The 23,230-nt window shown below is 64.5% G+C and carries 16 protein-coding genes and 2 pseudogenes; 10 read left to right on the forward strand and 8 right to left on the reverse strand.

Annotation, left to right across the window (positions count from 1 at the left end; genetic code table 11):
- The 4 genes and pseudogenes from WJW29_RS00515 to WJW29_RS00530 all read right to left on the reverse strand — a co-directional run.
- Positions 1-242, reverse strand: a pseudogene (locus WJW29_RS00515) (transposase); the annotation flags it as partial.
- Between the two features lie 108 nt (positions 243-350).
- Positions 351-1,658 (reverse strand): MFS transporter, encoded by a 1,308-nt coding sequence (locus tag WJW29_RS00520; RefSeq protein ID WP_041182257.1) that lies wholly within the window; start codon positions 1,656-1,658, stop codon positions 351-353.
- Between the two features lie 161 nt (positions 1,659-1,819).
- Complete coding sequence (locus WJW29_RS00525) at positions 1,820-3,859, reverse strand: NADPH-dependent 2,4-dienoyl-CoA reductase (RefSeq protein ID WP_011260130.1); 2,040 nt, start codon at positions 3,857-3,859, stop codon at positions 1,820-1,822.
- Positions 3,860-4,066: 207 nt separating this feature from the next.
- A complete protein-coding gene (locus WJW29_RS00530; RefSeq protein WP_011260129.1) occupies positions 4,067-5,089 on the reverse strand; it encodes a zinc-binding alcohol dehydrogenase family protein in 1,023 nt (340 codons plus the stop codon).
- 415 nt (positions 5,090-5,504) lie between these two features.
- Between WJW29_RS00530 and WJW29_RS00535 the strand changes: the two genes are divergently transcribed.
- From WJW29_RS00535 to WJW29_RS00545, 3 genes are all read left to right on the forward strand, one after another.
- Positions 5,505-6,602, forward strand: a complete 1,098-nt coding sequence (locus WJW29_RS00535) for an OmpA family protein (protein ID WP_011409308.1) — start codon at positions 5,505-5,507, stop codon at positions 6,600-6,602.
- Positions 6,603-6,794: 192 nt separating this feature from the next.
- Positions 6,795-7,304: a hypothetical protein gene (locus WJW29_RS00540; protein ID WP_011260127.1), complete on the forward strand. Its 510-nt coding sequence runs from the start codon at positions 6,795-6,797 to the stop codon at positions 7,302-7,304.
- A gap of 19 nt (positions 7,305-7,323) precedes the next feature.
- A complete protein-coding gene (locus tag WJW29_RS00545) occupies positions 7,324-8,184 on the forward strand; it encodes a pseudouridine synthase (RefSeq protein WP_011260126.1) in 861 nt (286 codons plus the stop codon).
- On the opposite strand, the gene WJW29_RS00550 is transcribed toward WJW29_RS00545, so the two are convergent.
- The gene (locus WJW29_RS00550) at positions 8,135-8,527 is read right to left on the reverse strand and encodes a hypothetical protein (protein ID WP_011409307.1); all 393 of its coding nucleotides are present in this window, start codon (positions 8,525-8,527) and stop codon (positions 8,135-8,137) included. The two genes, WJW29_RS00545 and WJW29_RS00550, sit on opposite strands and share 50 nt — an antisense overlap.
- Before the next feature lie 2 nt (positions 8,528-8,529).
- Entirely contained in the window at positions 8,530-9,738 is a 1,209-nt protein-coding gene (gene kbl, locus WJW29_RS00555) for a glycine C-acetyltransferase (RefSeq protein ID WP_011260125.1), read from the reverse strand.
- Between the two features lie 90 nt (positions 9,739-9,828).
- Between kbl and WJW29_RS00560 the strand changes: the two genes are divergently transcribed.
- From WJW29_RS00560 to WJW29_RS00580, 5 genes are all read left to right on the forward strand, one after another.
- On the forward strand, positions 9,829-10,926 hold the full coding sequence (locus WJW29_RS00560) for a sulfate ABC transporter substrate-binding protein (RefSeq protein ID WP_011260124.1): 1,098 nt from the start codon (positions 9,829-9,831) through the stop codon (positions 10,924-10,926).
- A 3-nt stretch (positions 10,927-10,929) separates the two neighbouring features.
- Positions 10,930-11,790, forward strand: coding sequence for a sulfate ABC transporter permease subunit CysT (cysT, locus tag WJW29_RS00565; protein WP_011260123.1), 861 nt, complete (start codon positions 10,930-10,932; stop codon positions 11,788-11,790).
- Positions 11,787-12,740 carry a sulfate ABC transporter permease subunit CysW gene (gene cysW, locus WJW29_RS00570; protein ID WP_011260122.1) on the forward strand — a complete coding sequence of 318 codons (954 nt, stop codon included), beginning with the start codon at positions 11,787-11,789 and terminating at the stop codon, positions 12,738-12,740. The genes cysT and cysW overlap by 4 nt, the downstream gene beginning before the upstream one ends.
- Before the next feature lie 7 nt (positions 12,741-12,747).
- Entirely contained in the window at positions 12,748-13,782 is a 1,035-nt protein-coding gene (locus WJW29_RS00575) for a sulfate/molybdate ABC transporter ATP-binding protein (RefSeq protein WP_027703808.1), read from the forward strand.
- Positions 13,783-14,135: 353 nt separating this feature from the next.
- A complete protein-coding gene (locus WJW29_RS00580; RefSeq protein WP_011409306.1) occupies positions 14,136-14,849 on the forward strand; it encodes a TorF family putative porin in 714 nt (237 codons plus the stop codon).
- A 69-nt stretch (positions 14,850-14,918) separates the two neighbouring features.
- On the opposite strand, the gene tdh is transcribed toward WJW29_RS00580, so the two are convergent.
- Positions 14,919-15,953 (reverse strand): L-threonine 3-dehydrogenase, encoded by a 1,035-nt coding sequence (gene tdh, locus WJW29_RS00585; RefSeq protein ID WP_011260119.1) that lies wholly within the window; start codon positions 15,951-15,953, stop codon positions 14,919-14,921.
- Between the two features lie 502 nt (positions 15,954-16,455).
- On the reverse strand, positions 16,456-18,789 hold the full coding sequence (locus WJW29_RS00590) for a TonB-dependent receptor (RefSeq protein WP_011409304.1): 2,334 nt from the start codon (positions 18,787-18,789) through the stop codon (positions 16,456-16,458).
- Between the two features lie 55 nt (positions 18,790-18,844).
- Between WJW29_RS00590 and WJW29_RS00595 the strand changes: the two are divergent.
- Together WJW29_RS00595 and WJW29_RS00600 are read left to right on the forward strand one after the other, a co-directional pair.
- Positions 18,845-20,834: pseudogene (locus WJW29_RS00595) on the forward strand (phospholipase C, phosphocholine-specific); the annotation flags it as partial.
- Positions 20,835-21,075: 241 nt separating this feature from the next.
- Positions 21,076-23,151 carry a S46 family peptidase gene (locus WJW29_RS00600; protein ID WP_027703644.1) on the forward strand — a complete coding sequence of 692 codons (2,076 nt, stop codon included), beginning with the start codon at positions 21,076-21,078 and terminating at the stop codon, positions 23,149-23,151.
- The last annotated feature ends 79 nt before the right edge of the window (positions 23,152-23,230 follow it).

Genomic DNA, 23,230 nt, shown 5'->3' on the forward strand with positions numbered 1-23,230 from the left:
GATCCACTCGCGCACCAGCGCACGACGCGCCGGTGCGCTCACCATTGTTTTTGCAGCGCATCCTTGATCAGGTCGTTCTGGAACACCTGCTCGGCCAGCAACTTCTTCAGTCGCGTGTTCTCGGCCTCCAGGTCCTTGAGCCGCTTGGCATCGGGCACGCTCATGCCGCCGAACTTGCTGCGCCACAGGTAGTAGGACGCCTCACTGAAGCCATGCCGTCGGCACAGGTCCTTGATCGGCATGCCGGCCTCGGCTTCGCGCAGGAAGCCGATGATCTGCTCTTCGGAAAAACGCTTCTTCACGTCCAATCTCCTCGGGTTAGGGAATTGGACTCCAAACTGAGGTGCTACTCAAACTTGGGGGGACGTCGCCGCTGCAGCGGGCGTTTTTCGTCTGAGCGGCAAGGCCAGGCTACCGGCCCAGGCCAACAGCACGCACAAAAGGCCGCACACCACCGGACCCAACGCCATCGCCCATGCTAGCGCCTCGTGGCGACGGTCGCTGGAGTCGCAGGCACTCAACAACAGACCGATCAGTGCGCTGCCGATCGCCAGCGCCACCTGCGCGCTGGCGGTGAGGATGGCGATGCTGTTGGCCTGCTGAGCGGCCGAGTGGCTGCAGGCCAGTTCAGCATGCCGTGCCCAGACCCAGTGCCCAGCGGTGCCGGCCGCCATGCCCATGCCCAACGCGAGCGCTCCATCCAGCCACACGTGCCTGGCCGCATCCAGCGCAAACAGCAGCCCGAAGGCCGTCAGCACGACGCCGCTGGCTCCTAGGCGCCGCAAGGCGGTGGTGAGCCAGCGTGACGCCAGCGGCTGCACCAGGATCGTGCCTGCCGCATAACCGGTCAGCACCGCGCAGCTCCAGCCCGGCGAGCTGCGACCGGTTTGTGCCAGATACGGCGCGAGCTTGGTAAAGGTCGGCAGGGCCAGCGACAGCGCCGCAATCACCGATGGCGGCAGCAGACGCTGTCGTTGCCAGCGCAGCGTCGGAGCCGGCGAGGGCGCACCAGTGGTTGCCACCACATGCGTCTGCAGAGACTGCCGAAGCCACCATGCAGACAGCAGTGCGATCGCGCTGACGGTCGCCACGAAGGCCAGCGCAATCGATGCGGATGTCTGTTCGCCGGCGCGCAACAACAAGCCGATTGCCGCACTGATCGACAACGCAGCCAATCCGCTGCCGATCAGGCGCAGTGCGCTGACGCCGCGCGCGCCCCGCCAAGGCCAACGCGCCAACCCGATCAAGGTGTTCTGGGCGACATCGCCGACCGCGTAAGCGATACGGAAGGGCAGGCTGACAAGGAGCACGCAGACCAAGCGCATTGCCGGTGGCAGCAGCGGCGTCAGAAACAGCAGCGATAACGCAATCGCGGCCCAGGCAATGCCGTGCCATTGCGATCGTCCGGCCCAAGCCAGATTGGCCCCCGGGCGCCAGCGGCGCGCCGCGAAGACGCCCATCGCTGCGCTGATCAGCAGGCCGGCGGCCACTGAGAAGCCCGCCGCCACAGAACTCAGTCCAACATATTCGGTCAACGCAAAAATCAGCAGCAATTCGCCGATGTACCAGAGCAGGCTCTTGCCGAAATGCGCTGCCGCGTAGGCAAGCAATGCGGCAGACGGTAGTGCAGGAGGTAATGCGTGCGGTGGCAATGACATGCGAGTGGTTATAGCCGAGCCGCACGACAGGAAAAAGAAGGCGGCCAGTGCGGACCAGGGCATCCGCGCGCATGTTGGCGTTGGTCACGCCGCATGCAGGTCAGCATTGCAACCAGACCCGACCGCAGCGGCGGCGTCGTGACCCCGTCCTGGCGAAACCCTTACAACGTCGCGGCCAGCCGGCTCGCCTGGTTGATCGCGCGTTTGGCGTCCAGTTCGGCCGCCACATCCGCGCCACCGATCAAATGCGGCTGCTGGCCGTTGGCTTGCAGCGCGGCTAACAATGCGCGACGCGGCTCCTGCCCGGCGCATACCACCACCGTGCCGACGTCGAGCAACTGCTCGCTGCCTTCCGCGCGAATGCGCAGACCGGCATCGTCCACGCCCAGGTATTCCACGCTGCCGAGCATCTTGACGCCCTTGGCCTTGAGCGTGGCGCGGTGGATCCAGCCGGTGGTCTTGCCCAGGCGCGCACCGGGCTTGCCGGGGCTGCGCTGCAACAACCAGACCTGGCGGGCAGGGCGCGCCGGCTGCGGTTTGGTCAACGCGCCGCGTGTTTCGAAGCTCGGGTCCACGCCCCATTCGGCCATCCAGCGTTGCGGGTCCAGCGACGGCGATTCACCCGTGTGTACCAGAAATTCACCGACATCAAAGCCAATACCGCCCGCACCGATGATCGCCACCTTGTCGGCGGCCACGTGGCGGCCCAGCACGACATCGAGATAGCTCACCACCATCGGATGATCGGCGCCGGGGAAATCCACCTTGCGTGGCTCGATGCCGGTCGCCAGCACGATCTCGTCGAAGTCTTTCAGATCAGCCGCCTGCACGCGGGTACTCAAGCGCAGTTGCACGCCGGTCGCCTCGATGCGATGGCCGAAATAGCGCAAGGTCTCGTTGAATTCCTCCTTGCCCGGGATGCGTTTGGCGACATTGAATTGCCCACCGATCGCATCGCTTGCATCGAACAAGGTCACCCGGTGCCCCCGTTCTGCTGCCACTGTCGCGCAGGCCAAGCCAGCCGGGCCTGCGCCGACCACGGCGATGCGCTTGGGCGTGGTGGTCGGCGTGTAGTTGAGTTCGGTCTCGTGCGCAGCGCGTGGATTGACCAGGCAGGTGGCCAACTTGTTGTCGAAGACGTGGTCCAGGCAGGCCTGGTTGCAGGCGATGCACGTATTGATGGCGTGCGACTGCCCGGCGCGCGCCTTGTTGGTCCACTGCGGGTCGGCCAGCAGCGGGCGCGCCAGCGACACCATGTCTGCCGCACCGTCGGCCAGGAGGCGTTCGGCCACGTCCGGCATGTTGATGCGGTTGGTTGCGACCACCGGAATGCGCAGATGCGGCTTGAGCTTGGCGGTGACGCCGGCAAACGCGGCGCGCGGCACCGAAGTGGCGATGGTGGGGATGCGCGCTTCGTGCCAGCCGATACCGGAATTGATGATGGTCGCGCCGGCCGCTTCGATCGCTTGCGCCTGCGCCAGGATTTCCTGCCATTGATTGCCGTTTTCGACCAGATCCACCAGCGACAGCCGATAGATGATCATGAAATCCGGTCCACAGGCCTCGCGGATGCGCCGCACGATCTCCACGGCAAAACGCATGCGCTTGCTGGCATCGCCGCCCCACGCGTCGCTGCGCTGATTGGTGCGCGCGGCGGTGAATTCGTTGATCAGATAGCCTTCCGAGCCCATCACCTCGACGCCGTCGTAGCCGGCCTCGCGTGCCAGCCGCGCGGCGCGTGCATAGGCGACGACCTGCCGGTCCACGGCGCTGGCCGACAAGGCGCGTGGGGTAAACGGGGTGATCGGTGCCTTGAGCTTGGACGGCGCCACCGACAGCGGGTGGTAGGCATAGCGCCCGGCATGCAGCAGTTGCAGGCAGATCTTGGCCCCGTGTTCGTGGACGGCGCGGGTGACCTGGCGATGTGGGCGCACTTCCCACGGCCAGGACAACTTGCCACCGAATGGCTTGAGCCAACCCACCACGTTCGGCGAGAACCCGCCGGTGACGATCAGGCCCACGCCGCCGGCAGCGCGCTCGGCGAAATACGCCGCCAGCTTGGGGAAATCGCGCGCACGATCTTCCAGGCCTGTGTGCATCGAGCCCATCAGAACGCGGTTGCGGAGTTGGGTGAAGCCCAGGTCGAGCGGGGTGAACAGGTGCGGGAAGGGTGAGACGGACGGGCCGGTGGCGGGCGACATGATGTGGATACGCTTGCGTACGGAGTGCGCACGATGCCGTCAAACGCGGCAGGCGGCAAGTCCTCAGGCATCCAGCGCTGCCGTTGGGCGCCGCGGGGCTCGGTCAGCAATACGCCTTCGCTGCCGCCTGCACAAACCGCGCCCCGATGCGCCGGCGCTCTGCGCACCGAGGCGCAGAGCGCCGGCCAACCCTGCCCGGCCGGTGCATTACCAACCGGCCAGGACTAACTTACCGATCGTGTTGCCACTTTCCAGACGGCGGTGCGCCTCGCGCAGGTGTTGCGCATTGATCGGCGACAGCGTTTGCGTATGCGTGGTGCGCAGCTCGCCGGCATCAATCAGGCTGGCGGCCCGGTTGAGGATGCGGTGCTGCTCGACCATATCCTCGGTCGCGTAGCGCGCGCGGGTGAACATCAGTTCCCAATGGATGCCGATGCACTTGGACTTGTAGGGGTCGCCGATCGATAGCGGCCCGCGCGGCTCCACGATCAAGCCCACATGCCCCTGCGGCGCGAGCACTTCACCCAGTTGCTGCCAGTAGCGGTCGGTGTCGGCCAGATTGAGCGCTGCATCCACTGTCTCCATCCCCAGCGCCTGCAGCTGCGGTTGCAGTGGTTGGTGATGATCGATCACGTGGTGCGCGCCCATTTGACGTACCCATTCGATGCTCTCCGGCCGCGATGCGGTGGCAATCACCGTGAAGCCGGCATGCCGCGCCAACTGGATCGCGATGGAGCCCACGCCGCCAGCGCCGCCGATGATCAACAGATGCCTGCCGCGATTGCGCGCACCGTCGAAGGCAAACGGCATGCGCTGGAACAGCAGCTCCCATGCGGTCAGGGTGGTCAGCGGCAGCGCGGCCGCCTGCGCGAAGCTCAGTGAGGTCGGCTTGCATCCGGCGATGCGTGCATCCACCAGCTGGTACTGCGCGTTACTGCCTTGCCGACCGATATCGCCTGCGTAGTAGACCTCGTCGCCGACGGCGAACGCCGTGACCTCCGGGCCCACCGCCTCGACCACCCCGGCTGCGTCGTAGCCCAGGATCTTCGGCGCCTGCAGCGGCTGTGGCTTGGGCGCGCGCACCTTTGTATCGACTGGATTCACCGAGATCGCTTCCACCCGCACCAACAAGTCATACCCCGATGGCGCTGCAGGCGTCGGAAGTTCCAGGTCGAGTAACGACTCGGGGTCATCGATCGGAAGATGGCGGGTGAGGGCGACGGCTTTCATCGGGGCGCTCCGGAGCGGGAAGTTCAGGGTGCGTTGTGGAGTAAGTCGTCTGCAACCATCAACCCCACACTTCAGCTCGAACGGGGCTTGGCGTTCACCAATGTGGTTTTCGGCAGCGCTTGGAACGCTAAATATCAGTCGGTCTGGAAGCCTCTTCAGTCAGCTTAATTGGGCTGCCGTTCATGCAGGTCCGACCCCCGAATTGGATGCCCGGTCCTTTCCTTCATGAAACTGTATACGTAGTATTGCGTGGGATTGCGGGACCTGGTGATTGCTTTCACATGTTATATGACCGTTAACGCGATCTTCACCGAGGCCGGCTTAATCTGCGCCCCGATGGCTCTGGATGTGACGAGCATCTTTACCAAGAACAATGTCTCTATCGGTTTTATCTCCCAAAGAAGGAGCTGTATAAATGAACAAGAAAATTCTCACTGCCGCGTTGCTTGGCGGTCTGGCAGTTGCCCAGGCTGCTTCCGCGCAGGAGTTCGACGACCGTTGGTACCTGACCGGTAGCGCTGGCTTCAATTTCCAGGACCGCGATCGTTTGACCAATGATGCCCCGTTCGTGACCCTGGGCCTGGGCAAGTTCGTGAGCCCGAACTGGTCGATCGACGGTGAACTGAACTATCAGAACCCGAACTTCGACGCCAACCAGGATCTGAACTGGAGCCAGTACGGCATCTCGTTCGACCTGCGTCGCCACTTCATCCAGGAAGGCCGCGGCTGGAACCCCTACCTGCTGTTCGGTCTGGGCTATCAGCGTTCGGAAGAAGAATTCGACGCGACCCCGAACCCGGTGTCGCCGGGCCAGCGTAAGGACGGCAACTTTGCCGCCAAGGCTGGTGTCGGTCTGCAGACCACCTTCGACAAGCGCGTCGCCGTGCGTGCCGAGTTGGCCTATCGCGCTGACTTCAACGACCAGAGCGTCGCCGCTCCGCGCGAAAACTGGTTCGGCGACGTGCTGGCTTCGGTCGGCGTCGTGATCCCGTTGGGACCGGCTCCGTCGACCGCTCCGCCGCCGGCTCCGGCTCCGGTTGCTCCGAGCTGCGCCGATCTGGATGACGACGGTGACGGCGTCAACAACTGCGACGACAAGTGCCCGAACTCGCAGCCTGGCCAGACCATCGGTCCGGACGGTTGCCCGGTGCCTGTCTCGATCGACCTGAAGGGCGTGAACTTCGACTTCAACAAGTCGACCCTGCGTCCGGACGCGATCTCGATCCTGAGCGAAGCGACCGAAATCCTGAAGCGCTACCCCGACCTGAAGGTCGAGGTTGCCGGTCACACCGACTCGAAGGGTACCGACGCGTACAACCAGAAGCTGTCCGAGCGTCGTGCGACCACCGTGTACGACTACCTGACCAAGAACGGCGTCGATGCGTCGCGTCTGGTCGGTCCGATCGGCTACGGCAAGAGCCGTCCGATTGCTCCGAACACCAACCCGGATGGTTCCGACAATCCGGAAGGCCGTGCGAAGAACCGTCGTACCGAGTTGAACGTCCAGAACTAATTGGACCGCTAGCGTTGTTGCAGACAAAACCCGGCCTTGCGCCGGGTTTTGTCTATGCAGGCCCTGGAAAAGCGCGCTCAAGCGCTGCTGATCCTGTCTGTGTTGTCATCCCGGCACGGTTCCTGTTGAAACAGCGTTCATCGCTGCCTACACTCGCCGCGTCAAAACCACACTCATACTTGGAAGAACCCGATGCTGCGTACCGCTACGGCAGGACTGCTCTGTCTCGCTCTGATTCCCGCCGCCTACGCCGCTACGAACTGCGCTGGCAGCACGGTGTCCCAGCCACTGCCGTTGCCCGCTACCGTCGTCGCACCGGCGGCTGCCGAGTTCTACACCCGCAGCGTGCAGTTGGGTATGCCCACCGGCGTGCTGGCACAGCCCTACAGCAGCGACCAGTCGGTGGACCGCGTACTGCTGCGCCTGCGCGTGGAAGGTTGCCAGGATCTGGCCAAGGTCATTCCGCCCGGCGGCACCGTCAACCCGAACGATCCGGCGGCCTACAAGGCCAAGACGGCGTTCGACAACACCCCGTGGCGCTTCGACATGAGCCAGAACGGCAAGCGCATGACGGCAGAAGAATTCGATGCCTGGATGAAGGCGCGCGGTGTGCGCGTGGTCAAGGCACGTCCGGCCGCTGGCGCGGCACCGGCAGCGCCCGCCGCACCTGCGGCCGACGCCAAGCCGGTCGAGAATAAGTAAGCCGCGCGGTCGGGACGGCATGCCCCGGCGGCCACCGCCGGCAACGTCCCGGCAACGTCAGCGTGGTCCGGGAGCGGCAGGCGCAACGCGTGCCCACGTTGCTGCACCCGCCAATGCCGCGCCACGCCATGGGCTGGCGCGCGTGTTGTCCAAGCTCGGTGTGTGTTCGCGCACCGAGGCGGCGCGTTGGATCGCCGATGGCCGCGTCAGCGTCTCGGCACGCGTGGTGCGCGATCCCGAATTTCCAATCCGCGCCGATCAGCAATTCTCAATCACCGTCGACGGGCAGCCGCTGACAGGGCCGGCGCGTTGCTATTTGATGCTCAACAAGCCGCGCGGCGTGGTCACTACCGTGCGCGATGAGCAGGGCAGGGACACGGTCTATCGCTGTTTCGATGGTGCCGGTTTGCCGTGGATCGCCCCGGTCGGGCGCTTGGACAAGGCCAGCGAAGGCCTGCTGCTCTTCAGCAACGATCCGCAGTGGGCGGCGACGGTGACCGACCCGGCGACCGGGCCGGACAAGACCTATCACGTGCAGATCGATTGCCTGCCTAATGTCGCGCAACTGGCGCAGCTGCAGGCCGGTGTGGTCGACCCGGATCCTGAGGGCGAGGGTATGCTGTTGCGCGCCAAGCAGGTCAGCGTGCTGCGCGAAGGCGAGCGCAATGCCTGGCTGGAAATCGTGCTGGACGAAGGCCGTAATCGGCAGATCCGCCGGCTATTGGCTGCCGTGGACATCGGTGTGCTGCGGCTGATGCGCGTGGCGATCGGTCCGCTGGCGATGGGCGAGCTCGGCAAAGGCGCGTGGCGGATGCTGAGTGCCGAAGAAGTCAGGGCGTTGGTACCGGCGGCGCACGCCAGCGCGCCAGACGCGCGCTGAGCAGGGCGCTGACCACCTCGTAAGCGCGCGGGTCGCCGGCGCCGTTGGCATCGTGACGGCGGCCTTTGGCGTGATTGCAGCCGGCGCAGGCCAGCGCCAGATCGCGCGCATCGTTGGCATCGTCGCCCACCAACGCGCACAGCGCCGCCGCTGCGTGCCGCCCAAACCAGGCTTGCGGCACCACGTGTTCCAGCGTGGTGTGGCCAAGCGGCTCGCCGTCGGCGCGCACCTGCAGATGCAGGCGGCAGTGCAGGCAGCGCGTATGCCAATGACCGTCGAGCAGTTGCGCCTGCGCATCGGTCTGCGCCGCCAGCAGCAGCCGTTGGCGCAGCGCCGTGCGCATGCTCAGGCGTCGATCACCTTCAGTTCGCGCCCGATCTTGATGAATGCGGCGATCGCTTGATCCAGGTGCTCGCGCGTATGCGCCGCGCTGATCTGAGTGCGGATACGCGCTTGCCCGTTGGGTACCACCGGGAAGAAAAAACCAATGGCGTAGATGCCTTCTTCCAGCAAACGCTCGGCGAATTTTTGCGCCAGCGGTGCCTCGTACAGCATCACTGGGCTGATCGGATGCACGCCGGGTTTGACGTCGAAACCGGCGGCGGTCATGCGTGCGCGGAAATACGTGGTGTTGTCGACCAGCTGCGTGCGCAGCTCGCCGGCGGCATCCAGCATCTCGAAGGCCTTGATGCCGGCGGCCACCACGTGCGGTGGCAACGAGTTGGAGAACAGGTAGGGGCGCGAACGTTGGCGCAGCAGCTCGATCACCTCTCGCTTGGCGGTGGTGAAGCCACCGAGAGCGCCACCCATGGCCTTGCCCAGGGTGCCGGTGAAGATATCGATCTGGTCGAGTACGCCCTTGACCTCGGCCGAGCCGCGGCCGGTGGCACCGAGGAAGCCGGTGGCGTGGCATTCGTCGATATGCACCAGCGCGTTGTACTTGCGGGCCAGGGCAGTGATTTCGTCCAACGGCGCGATGAAGCCGTCCATCGAGAACACACCGTCGCTGGTGATCAGCTTGGTCTTGCAGCCGGCGGCGTCGGCGGCCTGCAACTGCGCCTCCAGGTCGACCATGTCGCAGTTGGCGTAGCGGAAGCGCTTGGCCTTGCACAGGCGCACGCCGTCGATGATGGACGCATGGTTGAGCGCGTCGGAAATGATCGCGTCGTGCTCGCCGAGCAGCGGCTCGAACAGGCCGCCGTTGGCATCGAAGCAGGCCGCGTAGAGGATGGTGTCTTCGGTACCGAAGAACTCGGCGATGGTGCGTTCGAGCTGCTTGTGCAGATCCTGGGTGCCGCAGATGAAGCGCACCGAGGCCATGCCGAAGCCGTGGCTATCCAGCGCGTCCTTGGCGGCCTGGATGATGTCCGGGTGATCGGCCAGGCCCAGATAATTGTTGGCGCAGAAATTCAGCACGCGGCGGCCATCGGCCAGGGTGATCTGGGCCGACTGCGGGCCGGTGATGATGCGCTCGGACTTGAACAGGCCCTGGGCCTGGATCGCGTCCAGTTCGGCGGCGTAATGGGCGGTCAGCGCGGCGGGAGCGGTGGTCATGGCGGTCGCAGTGGCAGAAAGAAGCGCAATGTTAACGATCACGGTGGCATACCACTACGTCATACAAAATCGGCATAAGCGGCGGCGCTGATGTCATTTCACCGCCTGCGTGACGCTGCGCAGCATGGCATGCTTGCTGTTCAGCTGTGCTCAACCGGCCAGGAGATTGTCGTGACATACCCCCGTATCCGTCTTGCTTGCCTTCTTTGCACCCTGCTGGTCCTGGCCGGCCCGGCAGGCGCACGCGAGATCGGGCTGCTTAACGTGAGCTACGACCCCACCCGCGAGTTCTACCGCGACTACAACACCGCTTTTGCCGCGCACTGGAAACAGCAGCACCCGCAGGACGCCGTCACCGTGGAAACCTCGCACGGCGGCTCGGGCAAGCAGGCGCGCGCGGTGATCGATGGCATCGAGGCCGACGTGGTGACGTTGGCGCTGGCCTACGACGTGGATGCCATCGCGCAAAAGGCCAAGCTGATCGATACCGATTGGGAAGCGCGCCTGCCCGACAACAGTGCGCCGTACACCTCGACCATTGTGTTTCTGGTGCGCAAGGGCAACCCCAAGAACATCCATGACTGGCCGGACCTGCTGCGCTCGGGCGTGTCGGTGGTGACCCCGAATCCGAAGACCTCCGGTGGCGCGCGCTGGAACTATCTGGCCGCCTGGGCGTACGCCGACCATATCTTCAAGGGCGACCGCGAGCGCACCCTGCGCTACATGCAGGCCTTGTTCCGCAATGTGCCGGTGCTGGATACCGGCGCGCGCGGCGCAACCACCACGTTCGTGCAGCGTGGGATCGGTGATGTGCTGCTGGCCTGGGAAAACGAGGCGCTGCTGGCGCGCGAGGAATTGGGCAAGGACAAGTTCGAGATCGTGGTACCGAAGTTGTCGATCCTGGCCGAGCCATCGGTGGCGCTGGTCGACAAGAACGTCGACAAGCATGGCACCCGCGAGGTGGCCGAAGCCTACCTGCGCTATCTGTACGCGCCGGAAGGCCAGAAGCTGGCAGCCAAGCATTTCTATCGCCCGCGGCATCCGGAATTTGCCGACCCCGCCGACATGGCGCGTTTCCCGGATATCCAGCTGGTGACCATCCAGCAGGCGTTTGGCTCTTGGGACAAGGCGCAACAGGAGCACTTCGCCGACGGTGGTGTGTTCGACCAGATCCAGGCCAACAAGTAGGCGATGGCGATGTCGGTTGCACCCCACTCAGCGCCGTCATCGCGCCGACGCGTGATGCCGGGGCTGGGCCTGAGTTTGGGTATCACCCTGACCTGGCTTGGCCTGATCGTGCTGATCCCGCTGCTGGGGATCTTTATCAAGACCAGCGGCCTGGGTTGGGAGGGTCTGTGGCGGATATGGAGCGAGCCGCGCGTGCTGTCGGCATTGCGGGTGAGCTTCGGTACGGCGCTTGCGGCTGGCGCTTTCAATGCGGTGATGGGCACGTGGGTGGCGTGGGTGTTCGTGCGCTACCAGTTTCCGGGCAAGCGCTTCCTGGATGCGGTGATCGATCTGCCGTTTGCGTTGCCGACGGCGGTGGCCGGCATTGCGCTGACCGCGCTGTATGGCGGCAAGGGTTGGGTCGGCCGCTGGCTGGAAGCAATCGGTATCAAGGTGGCTTACACGCAGCTGGGCATCGTGCTGGCGCTGGTGTTCGTCGGCTTACCGTTCGTGGTGCGCGTGGTGCAGCCGGTGCTGGCCGAGAGCGATCGCGAAGTAGAGGCTGCCGCTGCCACATTGGGCGCCTCGCGCTGGCAAACGGTATGGCGGGTAGTGCTGCCAGGCGTGTGGCCAGCGGTCCTGACCGGATTCGCGCTGGCGTTCGCACGTGGCGTGGGTGAGTACGGTTCGGTGATCTTCATCGCCGGCAACTTGCCCAATTCCACCGAGATCGCGCCGCTGCTGATCACCATCCGGCTGGAAGAGTTCGACTATGCGGGCGCGACTGCCATTGCCGCGGCGATGTTATTACTGTCATTCGTCATTTTGCTGGTGGTCAATACCTTGCAGGCACGCCTGCTGCAGTATCAACGGAGGCCCGCATGAGCGATGCTGTTTCCTCGCTGCCCTCCATGTTGCCGACCCATGCCATGACCAGGCAGGCGCGTCGCATCACCGAGTCGGCCAGCAACGAGCCGCGTTGGGTGCAATGGCTGATGATGTTCGGCGCGGTACTCTTTTTGTTGGCGTTTTTGCTGCTGCCGCTGGTGCTGGTGTTTGCCGAGGCGTTGCGTGGCGGTTGGGAGACCTTCCTGCGCGTAGTGGTCGACCCGGACGCGTTGTCGGCGATCAAGCTGACCTTGCTGGTGACGGCGATCGTGCTGCCATTGAATCTGATATTCGGCGTGGCCGCTGCGTGGGCCATCAGCAAGCACCAGTTCTGGGGCAAACGTCTGCTGGTCAGCCTGATCGACCTGCCGTTTTCGGTGTCGCCGGTGGTGGCGGGCTTGATCTTCGTGCTGATCTTCGGCCGCAGCGGCTGGGCCTGGCCATTGATCGACGAAGGCTGGCATGTGCAGTTGCCGGCGCTGGGCGAATGTGTGATCCAGCTGCCGCGGATCGTGTTCGCGTTGCCGGGCATCGTGCTGGCGACCACGTTCGTGACCTTCCCCTTCATCGCGCGCGAACTGATGCCGCTGATGGAGCAGCAGGGCAGCGACGAAGAACTGGCGGCACTGAGTCTGGGCGCGAACGGCTGGCAGATGTTCTGGCGAGTGACGCTGCCCAATATCCGTTGGGGCCTGTTGTATGGCGTGCTGCTGTGTGCGGCGCGTGCGATGGGCGAATTCGGCGCTGTGTCGGTGGTGTCCGGGCATATCCGTGGACGCACCAACACGCTGCCGCTGCATGTGGAAATTCTCTACAACGAATATGCCTACAGCGCCGCATTCGCCTGCGCCTCGCTGCTGGCACTGACCGCGCTGCTGACCTTGGCGCTGAAGACGTATCTGGAATGGCGGCACGGCGATTCGCTGGCCGCCAACCACCGCCACTGAGGTGACCATGGGCATCCGCATCCACCATCTGCGCAAGCAGTTCGAGACCTTTACCGCGCTGGACGACATCACCCTGGATGTGCGCCAGGGCGAGTTGCTGGCGTTGCTCGGACCCTCCGGCTCGGGCAAGACCACGCTGCTGCGCATCATGGCCGGGCTGGAGCATGCAGATGGCGGGCAGGTGCTGTTCGGCGATGAAGATGCCACCCGCATGAGCGTGCAATCGCGTCGGGTCGGCTTCGTGTTCCAGCATTACGCACTGTTCAAGCATATGGACGTGTTCGAGAACATCGCGTTCGGCTTGCGCGTACGCCGCGGCAACGAGCGTTGGGCCGAAGCGCGCATCCGTGCACGCGTGGAGGAACTGCTGGCGCTGGTGCAGCTGCAGGGTCTGGAACAGCGTTATCCCACCCAGCTCTCCGGCGGCCAGCGGCAGCGCGTGGCGTTGGCGCGTGCGCTGGCAATCGAGCCGTGCGTGTTGTTGCTCGACGAGCCGTTCGGCGCGCTGGATGCGCAAGTGCGCCGCGATCTGCGCCGCTGGCTCCGCGAGCTGCATGAACGCACCGGCCTGACCACGGTATTCGTCACCCACGATCAGGAAGAAGCGCTGGAACTGGCCGATCGGGTGGCCATCCTCAACCGCGGCCGCATCGAGCAGCTCGACACACCGGCAATGATCTACGACAAGCCGGCCTCGCCTTTCGTGTATTCGTTCGTTGGGGCAGTGAACCGGATCCCCGGGGTGCTGGCGCAGGGCCAGATCCAGGTGGCTGGGCACGCACTTCCCTTGGCCAATGCCGCGCTGGCTGCAGGGCCGGTGGAGGTGTACGTGCGGCCGGAAGATCTGGTGCCCGATGAGGCCGGCTGGCCGGCGACGGTGGCGTGGTCGCAGCGCAGCGGGGCACGCCTGCGTCTACGCGCAACGCTGGAGCCGGCAGGCAACGAAGTGGAAGTGGAACTGCCTGCCTCGGCCGGTAGCTTTCAGCCAGGGCAACAGTTGCGGCTGGCGGCGCGGCAGTACGGGGTCTTTCCTGCCGTTTGATCGTCAGCGATGCTCTCCCGCGCATGGGCGAGGATACCCGCCGTGCGAATGGGTGAAGCGCTTGGCTCGACCAGCAGACGGGCGCAAGCGGCGACGATACCGGAACCTGGCGGACTGCGGTCTGGCCTGACATGGTGTAGGGGAATGCGGCGATGCAGACTGCGTCTCAAGAAGCGGTTTCTGGCGTCGATGACGTTGCCGGTAGCACTCCTATCGGCCTCTGACGCGCCGAAGGTGTGCGCTGTGTCAAGCGAGCGATACTTTTATGTTGTGCTGCTATGGCATTCCAACTATGAAGTGAAGGCAATTCCGATTCGCGCGATTCGATCACCCATCGCTCTAGGAGATGCCCGATGAAGATGTCTACGCTTGCTTGTTGTCTCTTGCTGTCGCTGAGTGCCGCGCCGTTGGCGCAGGCGCAGGAACAGGAAGCCCCCGTGTCGCCGTTCACCGGCACCTTTGCAGTCACCAGCGACTACGTGTTCCGCGGTGTGTCCCAGACCAACGGGGATCCTGCATTCCAGGCCGGGCTGACCTACAAGCATCCTTCCGGCTTCTACGTGGCCGCCTGGACATCCAACGTCGATCCCGGCGAAGGCGATCCGGATTGGGAAGTGGATACCACGGTCGGCTATGGTGTCGAACTGGGCAAGCAGTGGGACCTCGATGTCGCGGTCACCCGCTACAACTATCCGGGTGCGGGCAAGACGAACTACAACGAACTGGTCACCAAGACGACGTTCCTGAAGACCTACAGCCTCACCGTCGGATACACCAACGATCTGTACGGCACCAAGACCGACGGCTATTACTATGCGCTGGATGCCAACTGGCCGTTGCCGCACAAGTTCAGCATCGGTGCGCATGTCGGGCACACCCGCTACACATCGGCGCTGAAGCAGGTGGATCACGACTACAACGATTACGCGATCACCGTCGGCAAGAGCTTTGGCCCGCTTGCGTTGAACATCGGCTACTACGACACCAGCGAGCCTGCCGAATTCGGTTTCGGTCGTCCTAATACCGAAGGCCGGACCGTCGCCACCGCCACGGTGACCTGGCCGTGACACGGCTGCACTGAGCGAACACGCAAAAGGCGCCCTCGGGCGCCTTTTGCGTTCAAGCGGTTTGTGCGGTCAATTCCAGCTCAGCACGACCTTGCCGGCCTTGCCTGCTTCCATCAGGTCGAAGCCCTTCTGGAAATCGTCGATCGGCAGCTGATGGGTCAGCACCTTGTGCAGCGGAAAACCCGACAGCACCAGCTGCGTCATCTTGTACCAGGTCTCGTACATCTTGCGGCCGTAGATGCCCTGCACGGTGAGGCCCTTGAAGATGATCTTGTCCCAGTCGCAACCGGCGCCGCGCGGCATGATGCCGAGCATGGCGATCTTGCCGCCGTGGTACATGCAATCGAGCATGTCGTTGAACGCGCGCGGGTTGCCGCTCATTTCCAGGCCCACGTCGAAGCCTTCCATGTGCAGGTCGGCCATGACGTCCTTGAGCGAGGTCTTTGACACGTTGACCACGCGCGTGGCACCCATATCGGCGGCCAGCTTGAGACGGAAATCATTGACATCGGTGACCACCACATTGCGCGCACCGATATGCTTGCAGATGCCGGCCGCAATGATGCCGATCGGGCCGGCGCCGGTGATCAGCACGTCCTCGCCGATGACGTCGAATTCCAGCGCGCAATGCGCGGCATTGCCGTAGGGGTCGAAGAATGCCGCCAACTCGGACGGAATCTGGTCCGGGATCGGCCACAGGTTGCTGGCCGGCATCACCATGTATTCGGCGAAGGCACCATTGACGTTGACGCCGATGCCCATGGTGTTGGGGCACAGGTGCGGGCGGCCGCCACGGCAGTTGCGGCAATGGCCGCACACGATGTGGCCTTCGGCCGACACCCGTTGACCGACCTGATAGCCGGTCACTGCCGAACCGAGCTCGGCCACGCGACCGACGAATTCATGGCCGATGGTCAGGCCCGGCTTGATCGTGCGCTGGCTCCACTCGTCCCACAGGTAGATGTGCAGATCGGTGCCGCAAATGGCGGTCTTTTCCAGCTTGATCAGCACCTCGTTGGGGCCGGGCGTCGGCACTGGCACCTGTTCCAGCCAGATGCCCTTGTTCGTTTCGCGCTTGACCAGCGCCTTCATCGTCTGCGCCATCTGGCGGAACCTGCTGAGTGAACGTAAGCCGGCGATTATAGGCGTCGCGGCCTCTATGCCATACGGCGGTGCAATGATGCCGCCCTGGATCCACGGTAGGGCAGGGCCGATCTGGCCCGTGCCCGTTGAGACGACGTTGGCACCTCAGCACAGGATGAGAGCCGCCGCCCACACCTGTCGCCGCCTGCGCGGGTAGCGCGTTCGCCAAACATCGCAGGCGTGAGTCATCGGCGCCTGCATCGCTCCAATGCCCTTGCTCCGCGCTACGGCCTCATCGACGGCGCGGCAGCGCTGGCTTGGATGCATGGCGCGCAGCCTGGTCTTTTTGGCCCGGCAGGCGCAAGGAGCAGGCAGCGGGGCCAGAGCAGCTAAAAAACCACTGCACCGTCGCCATGCGGGCGCGCCCGCCACTCCGAATCGGCGTGTACCACGCGTACATTCCGGTGGTGAGCGCGCCGTCCATGGCCATCTGCCCGCTGCTCGCGACGTTGCTCGGCCGCGCTTAGAACTTCACATCCAGACTCATGAAGTACTGCCGTGGGGCGCCGACCACCATGGTCTGGTTGTAGCCATCCGGATCGGAGGCGACATAGCCGTTGGTGCCGGTGCTGGCGAAGTAGCGCTTGTCGGTGAGGTTACTGACGTTGAGCGCCAGGGCGACATCCGCCACGCCGCCGACGCGGCCGAAGTCGTACCGCGCGCCGGCATTCAACAGCCAGTACGACGGCACCTGCGAGTCGTTGAGGAACGTGATGTAGCGCTTGTCCACGTACTTGCCATCCAGATCCAGACGCAGATTGCCGATCTGGTAGCTGGCGCTGGAAGAGAACATCAACGCCGGGATGCCGACCACATCCTTGCCGGATGTCGCGACCACACCGTTGTTGAGGTAATTGTCCTGGTAACGCGAGCGGTTCCAGGAGAGCGAGTTCAACCAGCTCAAGCCTTCGGTCGGGTGCCACATCAGTGTCAGATCCGCACCGGCGCTATGCACTGCGCCGATGTTGCTGAGGATCGCGGCGCAGGTCTGCACCGCGGTGCACGGCGAGGTGGTCAGCAGGCGATTGGAGAACCTGGTGAAGTAGGCATCGGCCGACAGCTGGAACTGCGCATCCTGCACGCGATAGCCCACCTGCACGGTCTGCGATTCTTCCGGCTCCAGCGTGGAGCGGCTGCGGTCGAAGGCGGCCTGCGAGGTGGCGAACGGGGTGAAGCCGAAGGCGGCGATGTTCTTGCTAAAGGACGCGTAGAGGTCCTGGCGCTCGTCGAGTTTGTAGTTCACGCCCACCTGCGGCAGGAAATGATCTTCGGCGGGAATGCGGCCTTGCGCCAGTGCGGTGGTCGGCACCAGCGATTGCGCGCGCGTGGTGGTACTGAGCGCTTTTGCGCCGTAATTCAGCGTAAGGCGATCGTCGAGCAGGCGCACGGTGTCCTGCAGATACAGCATGCGCGTCTGCGTGGTGTAGCGCTGCAGGAAATCGTGGCGGAACGGGATCTGTGCTTCGTAAACCTTGTACAGCGAGGTCTGCCCCTCGTTGCCAAGCGCGAAGTAATTGCGGCCCTGCGAGGTGCGCGCGTTCTCTGCCCAGGCGCCCACTTCCAGGTCGTGATTACCCCATGACCATTTCAATGCGCTGGTGCCGCCGAAGCGATCCAGGCGGTAGTCGGTGGTGCGCATCGACAATGGAATGTCTGCGGAGGTGCGCACGTACGGCGTCACCCATTGGCCTTCGCCACGATTACCGTGGTAGTACCCACTGCCATCGAGCGTGGCGCCGCCAAACACGAACGTGCCCGACAAGCCCGCCAGGTTGTCGCGACGCAAGCCGCCGCCGGCGTAATACATGGCATCGAGCCAGCTGTAGTCGCTGGGCAGGCCGGCCAGCGATTGCGGGTAGCCGTTCGCCACGCCGCTGGTGGCGCCGGTGTTCTGATACGCGCGTGCCATCTGCACGGCGGTGGCCCAATCCGGCTGCAGGTAATCGTAGTCCCAGCCAAGCGCGCGCTGGCTGGTCAACGACAGATCCATGTAGTCGTATTCCTTGCGCCGCGAGGTATCCACGAACAGGCTCAGACGGTTGCCGTCGCCCCATTGGTATACCGTCTTGAGATTGGCCTGCTCGGATGTTTGATCGCCGTCGCCCTTCCACTTGTCGGTGCTGGCATTGGCGTAAGACAGATATGCCGACAGCCCATCGCGATCGCCGGTGTCAGCGCGCACGAAGGTACGCCGCGTTGCGTCGCTGCCCATCGTCTGTACCAACCGCGCACCCGGGGTGGTCTGCGGATCGGCCGAGTAGAACTGCATCGTGCCGCCGAGATTGGTGTTGGACGCTGTGCCAAGTGCGCCGGCGCCTTGCGCAATCTCCACCGAACCGAGGTTTTCCGAAATGATGGCGCGCGTGATGTGCAAGCCATTGGTCACGCCGTAGCTCATGTTGCCGAGCGGAATGCCGTCGAGCGTATGACCCAGGCGGCTTTGATCGAAGCCATGCAAGGTGACCTGTGTGGACCACTCGTACGTGCCAAACGGATCGGCCGACTGGAACTGCACGCCCGGTAGTTTCTCCACCGCCTTGAATGCGCTGCTGCCGGGTGTCAGCTGCTCGATATCCTGCCGGCTGATGCGCTGCACCTGGCGCGTGCTGCCTTGCGATACCACATTGATTGCATCCAGCTGCGTGGCATTGGTGGCGGCATCGGCGGGCGCCGCTGCTTCCGCTGCAGGAGCAACAGTAAACGGTTCGGCCGGCGACGCGGCCTGCGCGACGACGGGAAGCAGCGTTGCCAGGGCGAGCGCCAGCGGAGTGACATGAAAGCGACGAGTGGAAATCATGGGGGGTAGTCCTGTTCGGGCACGGCTGAGAGCGGACGCACGGTGCAATGCGTTTGCGCTGCCAGCCAACGCGCGTACCGGCACGCTGCGCGATCTCGAGCATGTGGTGATCCTGATGCAGGAAAACCGCTCGTTCGATCATTACTTTGGCGTGTTACGTGGCGTGCGTGGGTTCGGCGATCCGCGCGCGCTGCAGCTGCGCGACGGTCACCCGGTATGGAGTCAGCCCGCAGCCGATGGACGACGTCTGCTGCCGTTTGCGTTCGATTCGCAAACTACCTGCGCGCCCTTGATCAAAAGCCTGGATCACTCCTGGAAGGCCGGCCATGGGCAAGACCCGGCACGCTGGGCCGAATACGATGCGTGGGTGCCGTACAAGGGCGAATTGACGATGGGATATTTCCAGCGTCATGACATCCCGTACTACCACGCGCTTGCCGACGCGTTCACCATTTGCGATGGCTACTACTGCTCGCTGCACGGGCCGACCAATCCTAATCGCATGTATCTGTTCACCGGTACCAGCGGCCAGAGCATGGGCAACTTCGGTGCGCAAGCAGTGACCAACGCCGACGACAGCAACTGGACCGCCGATATGGCGCGCGACAAGCCCGGTTACGCGGCGTTGGAGTGGACCACGTACGCGCAGCGTCTGCAGGCGGCCGGCGTGGACTGGCGCGTCTCTCAGGAATACGACAACTTCGGCTGCAATTCGCTGGCGTATTTTTCGCACTATCGCGATCTGCACACCGACGACGAACGTTACCAGCGTGCCCGTGCATGCGTTCCCGGTTCCACTGCTGAAAATGCCGTCATCACCCAGGCCGAGCATCTGGTTGCCGCAATCGCTGCCGATGTGCAGGCCAATCGTTTGCCGCAAGTATCGTGGGTCATTCCGCCCACCGCATATTGCGAACATCCGGAAGCACCGCCTGCGTATGGCGAGTCGCTGGTGGCGCGTTTGATCGCTGCGCTCACCGCCAACCCCGAGGTGTGGGCAAAGACCGCGCTGATCATCAACTACGACGAAAACGACGGCTTCTTCGATCATGTGCCCGCGCCATTGCCGGCACTGGACGCACGCATGGGGCGCAGCAATGTCGACACGCGTGGCGAGGTCTACGACGGCTTGCCGATCGGCCTGGGCATTCGCGTGCCGATGCTGGTGATTTCACCTTGGACGCGCGGTGGCTGGGTCAACTCGCAGGTGTTCAATCACACCTCGGTGTTGCGCTTGCTGGAACGGCGCTTCGGCGTGGCCGAGCCGAACATCAGCCCATGGCGGCGTGCGGTCAGTGGCGATCTCACCAGTGTGTTCGACTTTCGCAAGCCGGACGATTCGGCATTGAGTGCGTTGCCGTCGGTCGATGACTATCGCGCACGCACAGCTGCCGTGCGCGATAAACCGCTGCCGGTTCCGCCCACCGCCGCAACGATGCCGAAACAGGAGTCAGGACAACGTCCCGCGCGCGCATTGCCATACGCATTGCAAGTGCACGCACGCGTGCACGCTGCCACCGGCCTGCAATTGCAGTTCGTCAACAGCGGCGCAGCTGCAGCGGCGTTCAACGTTTACAGCAGCGCTGCCAACGGCGGCCCGTGGTACTACACGGTGCTACCCGGCACGCAGCTGGATGATGCGCCGGTCGATGCCACGCAGAACGGTGCGTACGCCCATGCGTTTGCATGGGCCGAATGGCTTTTTGCGCGAATTCGCGGGCGAGGTGTCGCAGGCTTCCCCTCCATCGGCAGTGCCGTGGGTGGACGCGCGGCAGGATGGCGACGCCTTGGTGCTGGAGATCGGCAATGCGGGGCAGCGCGCATGCACCTTGCAGCTGCGTGCGCTGGACTACGCAGATCCAACCGCGCGCACGTTGCGGCTGGCCGCAGGTCAGCGCGAGACCATTCGCTTCGCGCTCGCCGCCAGCGACCACTGGTACGACCTTGTAGTCGAGCAACCGGGTAGCGCCTTCCGTCGCCGGCTGGCCGGGCATCTGGAAACCGGCAGGCCCGGTCGCAGCGATCCCGCGTTCTGCCGCGTCTAAGCGCGGCCCACGCCCAGCCCCGCACGCTGCAGGCCGATCAACTGGCGCGTGCTGCGCGCCGCCGTATCTGCGTGTCGAGAGCGTGCGCGCAGACCCTGCCATCAGTCATGGGTTGCGCCGCAGACACTGGCGTTACACTGTAACGAAAATGACTCTGGGGCTTTCGATGCGTCCAAACCTGTTCGCTGTTTCCATGCTGGCCACGCTGGCAGTGGCGTCATCTGCACAAGCCGGCGAGGGAATGTGGGTTCCACAACAACTGCCGGAGATTGCCGGCCCACTGCAGCAAGCCGGCCTGCGTCTGTCGCCGCAACAACTGGCCGACCTGACCGGCGATCCGATGGGCGCCGTGGTGTCGCTGGGCGGCTGCACCGCCAGTTTCGTGTCGCCGCAAGGGCTGGTGGTGACGAACCACCATTGCGCCTACGGCGCGATCCAGCTCAACTCCACTGCGCAGAAGAATTTGATACGCGACGGTTTTAGCGCCACCAGTGCCGGCGCGGAACTGAGCGCCGGACCGAACGCGCGCATCTACGTGCTGGACCGCATCACCGACGTCACCGCGCAGGCGAAGGCGGCGATCGTCGGCGCCGGCAGCGATGCGCTCAAGCGTACCCAGGCGCTGGAAACGTTCGACAAGGCACAGGTCGCGGCCTGCGAGTCCGAGACCGGTTACCGCTGCGAGCTGTATAGCTTTTCAGGCGGCAATACCTACCGCTTGTTCCGCACCCTGGAGATCCGCGACGTGCGCCTGGCCTACGCGCCGCCATCGGGGATCGGCAAATTCGGCGGCGACATCGACAATTGGATGTGGCCGCGCCACACGGGCGATTTCTCGTTCTACCGCGCCTATGTCGGCAAGGACGGCAAGCCCGCCGCCTATGCCAAGGACAACGTGCCGTACCGGCCCCAGCACTTCCTGAAATTTGCCGACCAGCCGCTGGGCGCTGGCGACTTCGTGATGGTGGCCGGCTATCCCGGCCGCACCAATCGCTACGCGCTGGCCGCCGAATTCGACAACACCGCCAACTGGGCGTATCCCACCGCCGGACGGCAGTACCGCGAGCTGATTGCGCTGGTCGAGCAGGCCGGCAAGCAGGACCCGGACATCCAGGTGAAGTACGCCGCAGCCATGGCCAGCTGGAACAACGCCGCCAAGAACTACGAAGGCCAGCTGCAGGGTTTCAAGCGCATCGACGCGGCCAGGCAGAAGCAGGCCGAAGAACGCGCGGTGCTGGCCTGGCTCAAGCGCCAGGGCCGCGACGGCCGCGCCGCGCTGCAGGCACATACGCAACTGCTGGCACTGGACGAGCAGGCCAAGGCCACCCGCGACCGCGACTTGATCCTGCGCCAGATGCGCCGTACCGGTGTGCTCGGCAGCGCGCTGTCGCTGTACCGCCTGGCAATCGAACGCGCCAAGCCTGACGCCGAGCGCGAACCAGGCTACCAAGCGCGCGACTTGCCGGAGATCGAGGGCGCGCAGAAGCAGATGGAGCGTCGTTACGTTGCCTCGATGGATGGGCAGTTGCAGCGCTACTGGTTCGATCAGTACCTGAAGCTGCCCGCCGCGCAGCGCTTGCCGGCGCTGGACCAATGGCTGGCCGGCGCCGACGCGCAGGCCGCTGCGGCGCGACTGACCGGCACCAAGCTTGGCAGCACGGAAGAACGCTTGAAGTGGCTGCATGCCGACCGCGCCGCGTTCGAGGCCAGCGACGATCCGGCGCTGCGCTATGCGGTGGCGCTGATGCCGTCGCTACTGCAGATCGAGCGCGACGAAAAGCGCCGTGAAGGCGAAGAACTGCTGGCGCGTCCGCGCTATCTGCAGGCGCTGGCGGACTACAAGAAGAGCCAGGGTGAGTTCGTCTATCCGGACGCCAATTCCTCGCTGCGCATCACCTTCGGTAACGTCAAGGGCTACACCCCCAAGGATGGTGTGGCCTACACGCCGTTCACCACCCTGGAGGGAGTGGCCGCCAAGGACACCGGCGCCGATCCGTTCGATTCGCCCAAGGCCCTGCTGGATGCGGTCAAGGCCAAGCGCTATGCCGGCCTGGAAGATAAGCGCCTGGGCACGGTGCCGGTCAACTTCCTGTCGGACCTGGACATCACCGGCGGCAACTCCGGTTCGCCAGTCATGGACGCGCAGGGCAAGCTGGTCGGCCTGGCGTTCGACGGAAATTGGGAGTCGGTGAGCAGCAACTGGGTCTTCGACCCGGCAATGACCCGCATGATCGCCGTAGATAGTCGTTATCTGCGCTGGATCATGACCGAAGTCGCCCCGGCGCCACAGCTGTTGAAGGAACTCGGCGTGCGCTGACGCGGGCGGCCGGCGGGGCGGCGTCAGGGGTATGATGCGGTCCGGTTTCGCTGCGGCGAGCCGGTCCCTCCCCCCAAGG

Source organism: Xanthomonas sp. JL1 (assembly GCF_038405005.1).

What these genes read in the sequence shown, in the direction of transcription:
- WJW29_RS00520 (WP_041182257.1), bottom strand. Translation starts at nt 1,658, where the DNA reads ATGTCATTGCCACCGCACGCATTACCTCCTGCACTACCGTCTGCCGCA.
- WJW29_RS00525 (WP_011260130.1), bottom strand. Translation starts at nt 3,859, where the DNA reads ATGTCGCCCGCCACCGGCCCGTCCGTCTCACCCTTCCCGCACCTGTTC.
- WJW29_RS00530 (WP_011260129.1), bottom strand. Translation starts at nt 5,089, where the DNA reads ATGAAAGCCGTCGCCCTCACCCGCCATCTTCCGATCGATGACCCCGAG.
- WJW29_RS00535 (WP_011409308.1), top strand. Translation starts at nt 5,505, where the DNA reads ATGAACAAGAAAATTCTCACTGCCGCGTTGCTTGGCGGTCTGGCAGTT.
- WJW29_RS00540 (WP_011260127.1), top strand. Translation starts at nt 6,795, where the DNA reads ATGCTGCGTACCGCTACGGCAGGACTGCTCTGTCTCGCTCTGATTCCC.
- WJW29_RS00545 (WP_011260126.1), top strand. Translation starts at nt 7,324, where the DNA reads ATGCCCCGGCGGCCACCGCCGGCAACGTCCCGGCAACGTCAGCGTGGT.
- WJW29_RS00550 (WP_011409307.1), bottom strand. Translation starts at nt 8,527, where the DNA reads ATGCGCACGGCGCTGCGCCAACGGCTGCTGCTGGCGGCGCAGACCGAT.
- kbl (WP_011260125.1), bottom strand. Translation starts at nt 9,738, where the DNA reads ATGACCACCGCTCCCGCCGCGCTGACCGCCCATTACGCCGCCGAACTG.
- WJW29_RS00560 (WP_011260124.1), top strand. Translation starts at nt 9,829, where the DNA reads ATGTCATTTCACCGCCTGCGTGACGCTGCGCAGCATGGCATGCTTGCT.
- cysT (WP_011260123.1), top strand. Translation starts at nt 10,930, where the DNA reads ATGGCGATGTCGGTTGCACCCCACTCAGCGCCGTCATCGCGCCGACGC.
- cysW (WP_011260122.1), top strand. Translation starts at nt 11,787, where the DNA reads ATGAGCGATGCTGTTTCCTCGCTGCCCTCCATGTTGCCGACCCATGCC.
- WJW29_RS00575 (WP_027703808.1), top strand. Translation starts at nt 12,748, where the DNA reads ATGGGCATCCGCATCCACCATCTGCGCAAGCAGTTCGAGACCTTTACC.
- WJW29_RS00580 (WP_011409306.1), top strand. Translation starts at nt 14,136, where the DNA reads ATGAAGATGTCTACGCTTGCTTGTTGTCTCTTGCTGTCGCTGAGTGCC.
- tdh (WP_011260119.1), bottom strand. Translation starts at nt 15,953, where the DNA reads ATGGCGCAGACGATGAAGGCGCTGGTCAAGCGCGAAACGAACAAGGGC.
- WJW29_RS00590 (WP_011409304.1), bottom strand. Translation starts at nt 18,789, where the DNA reads ATGATTTCCACTCGTCGCTTTCATGTCACTCCGCTGGCGCTCGCCCTG.
- WJW29_RS00600 (WP_027703644.1), top strand. Translation starts at nt 21,076, where the DNA reads ATGTGGGTTCCACAACAACTGCCGGAGATTGCCGGCCCACTGCAGCAA.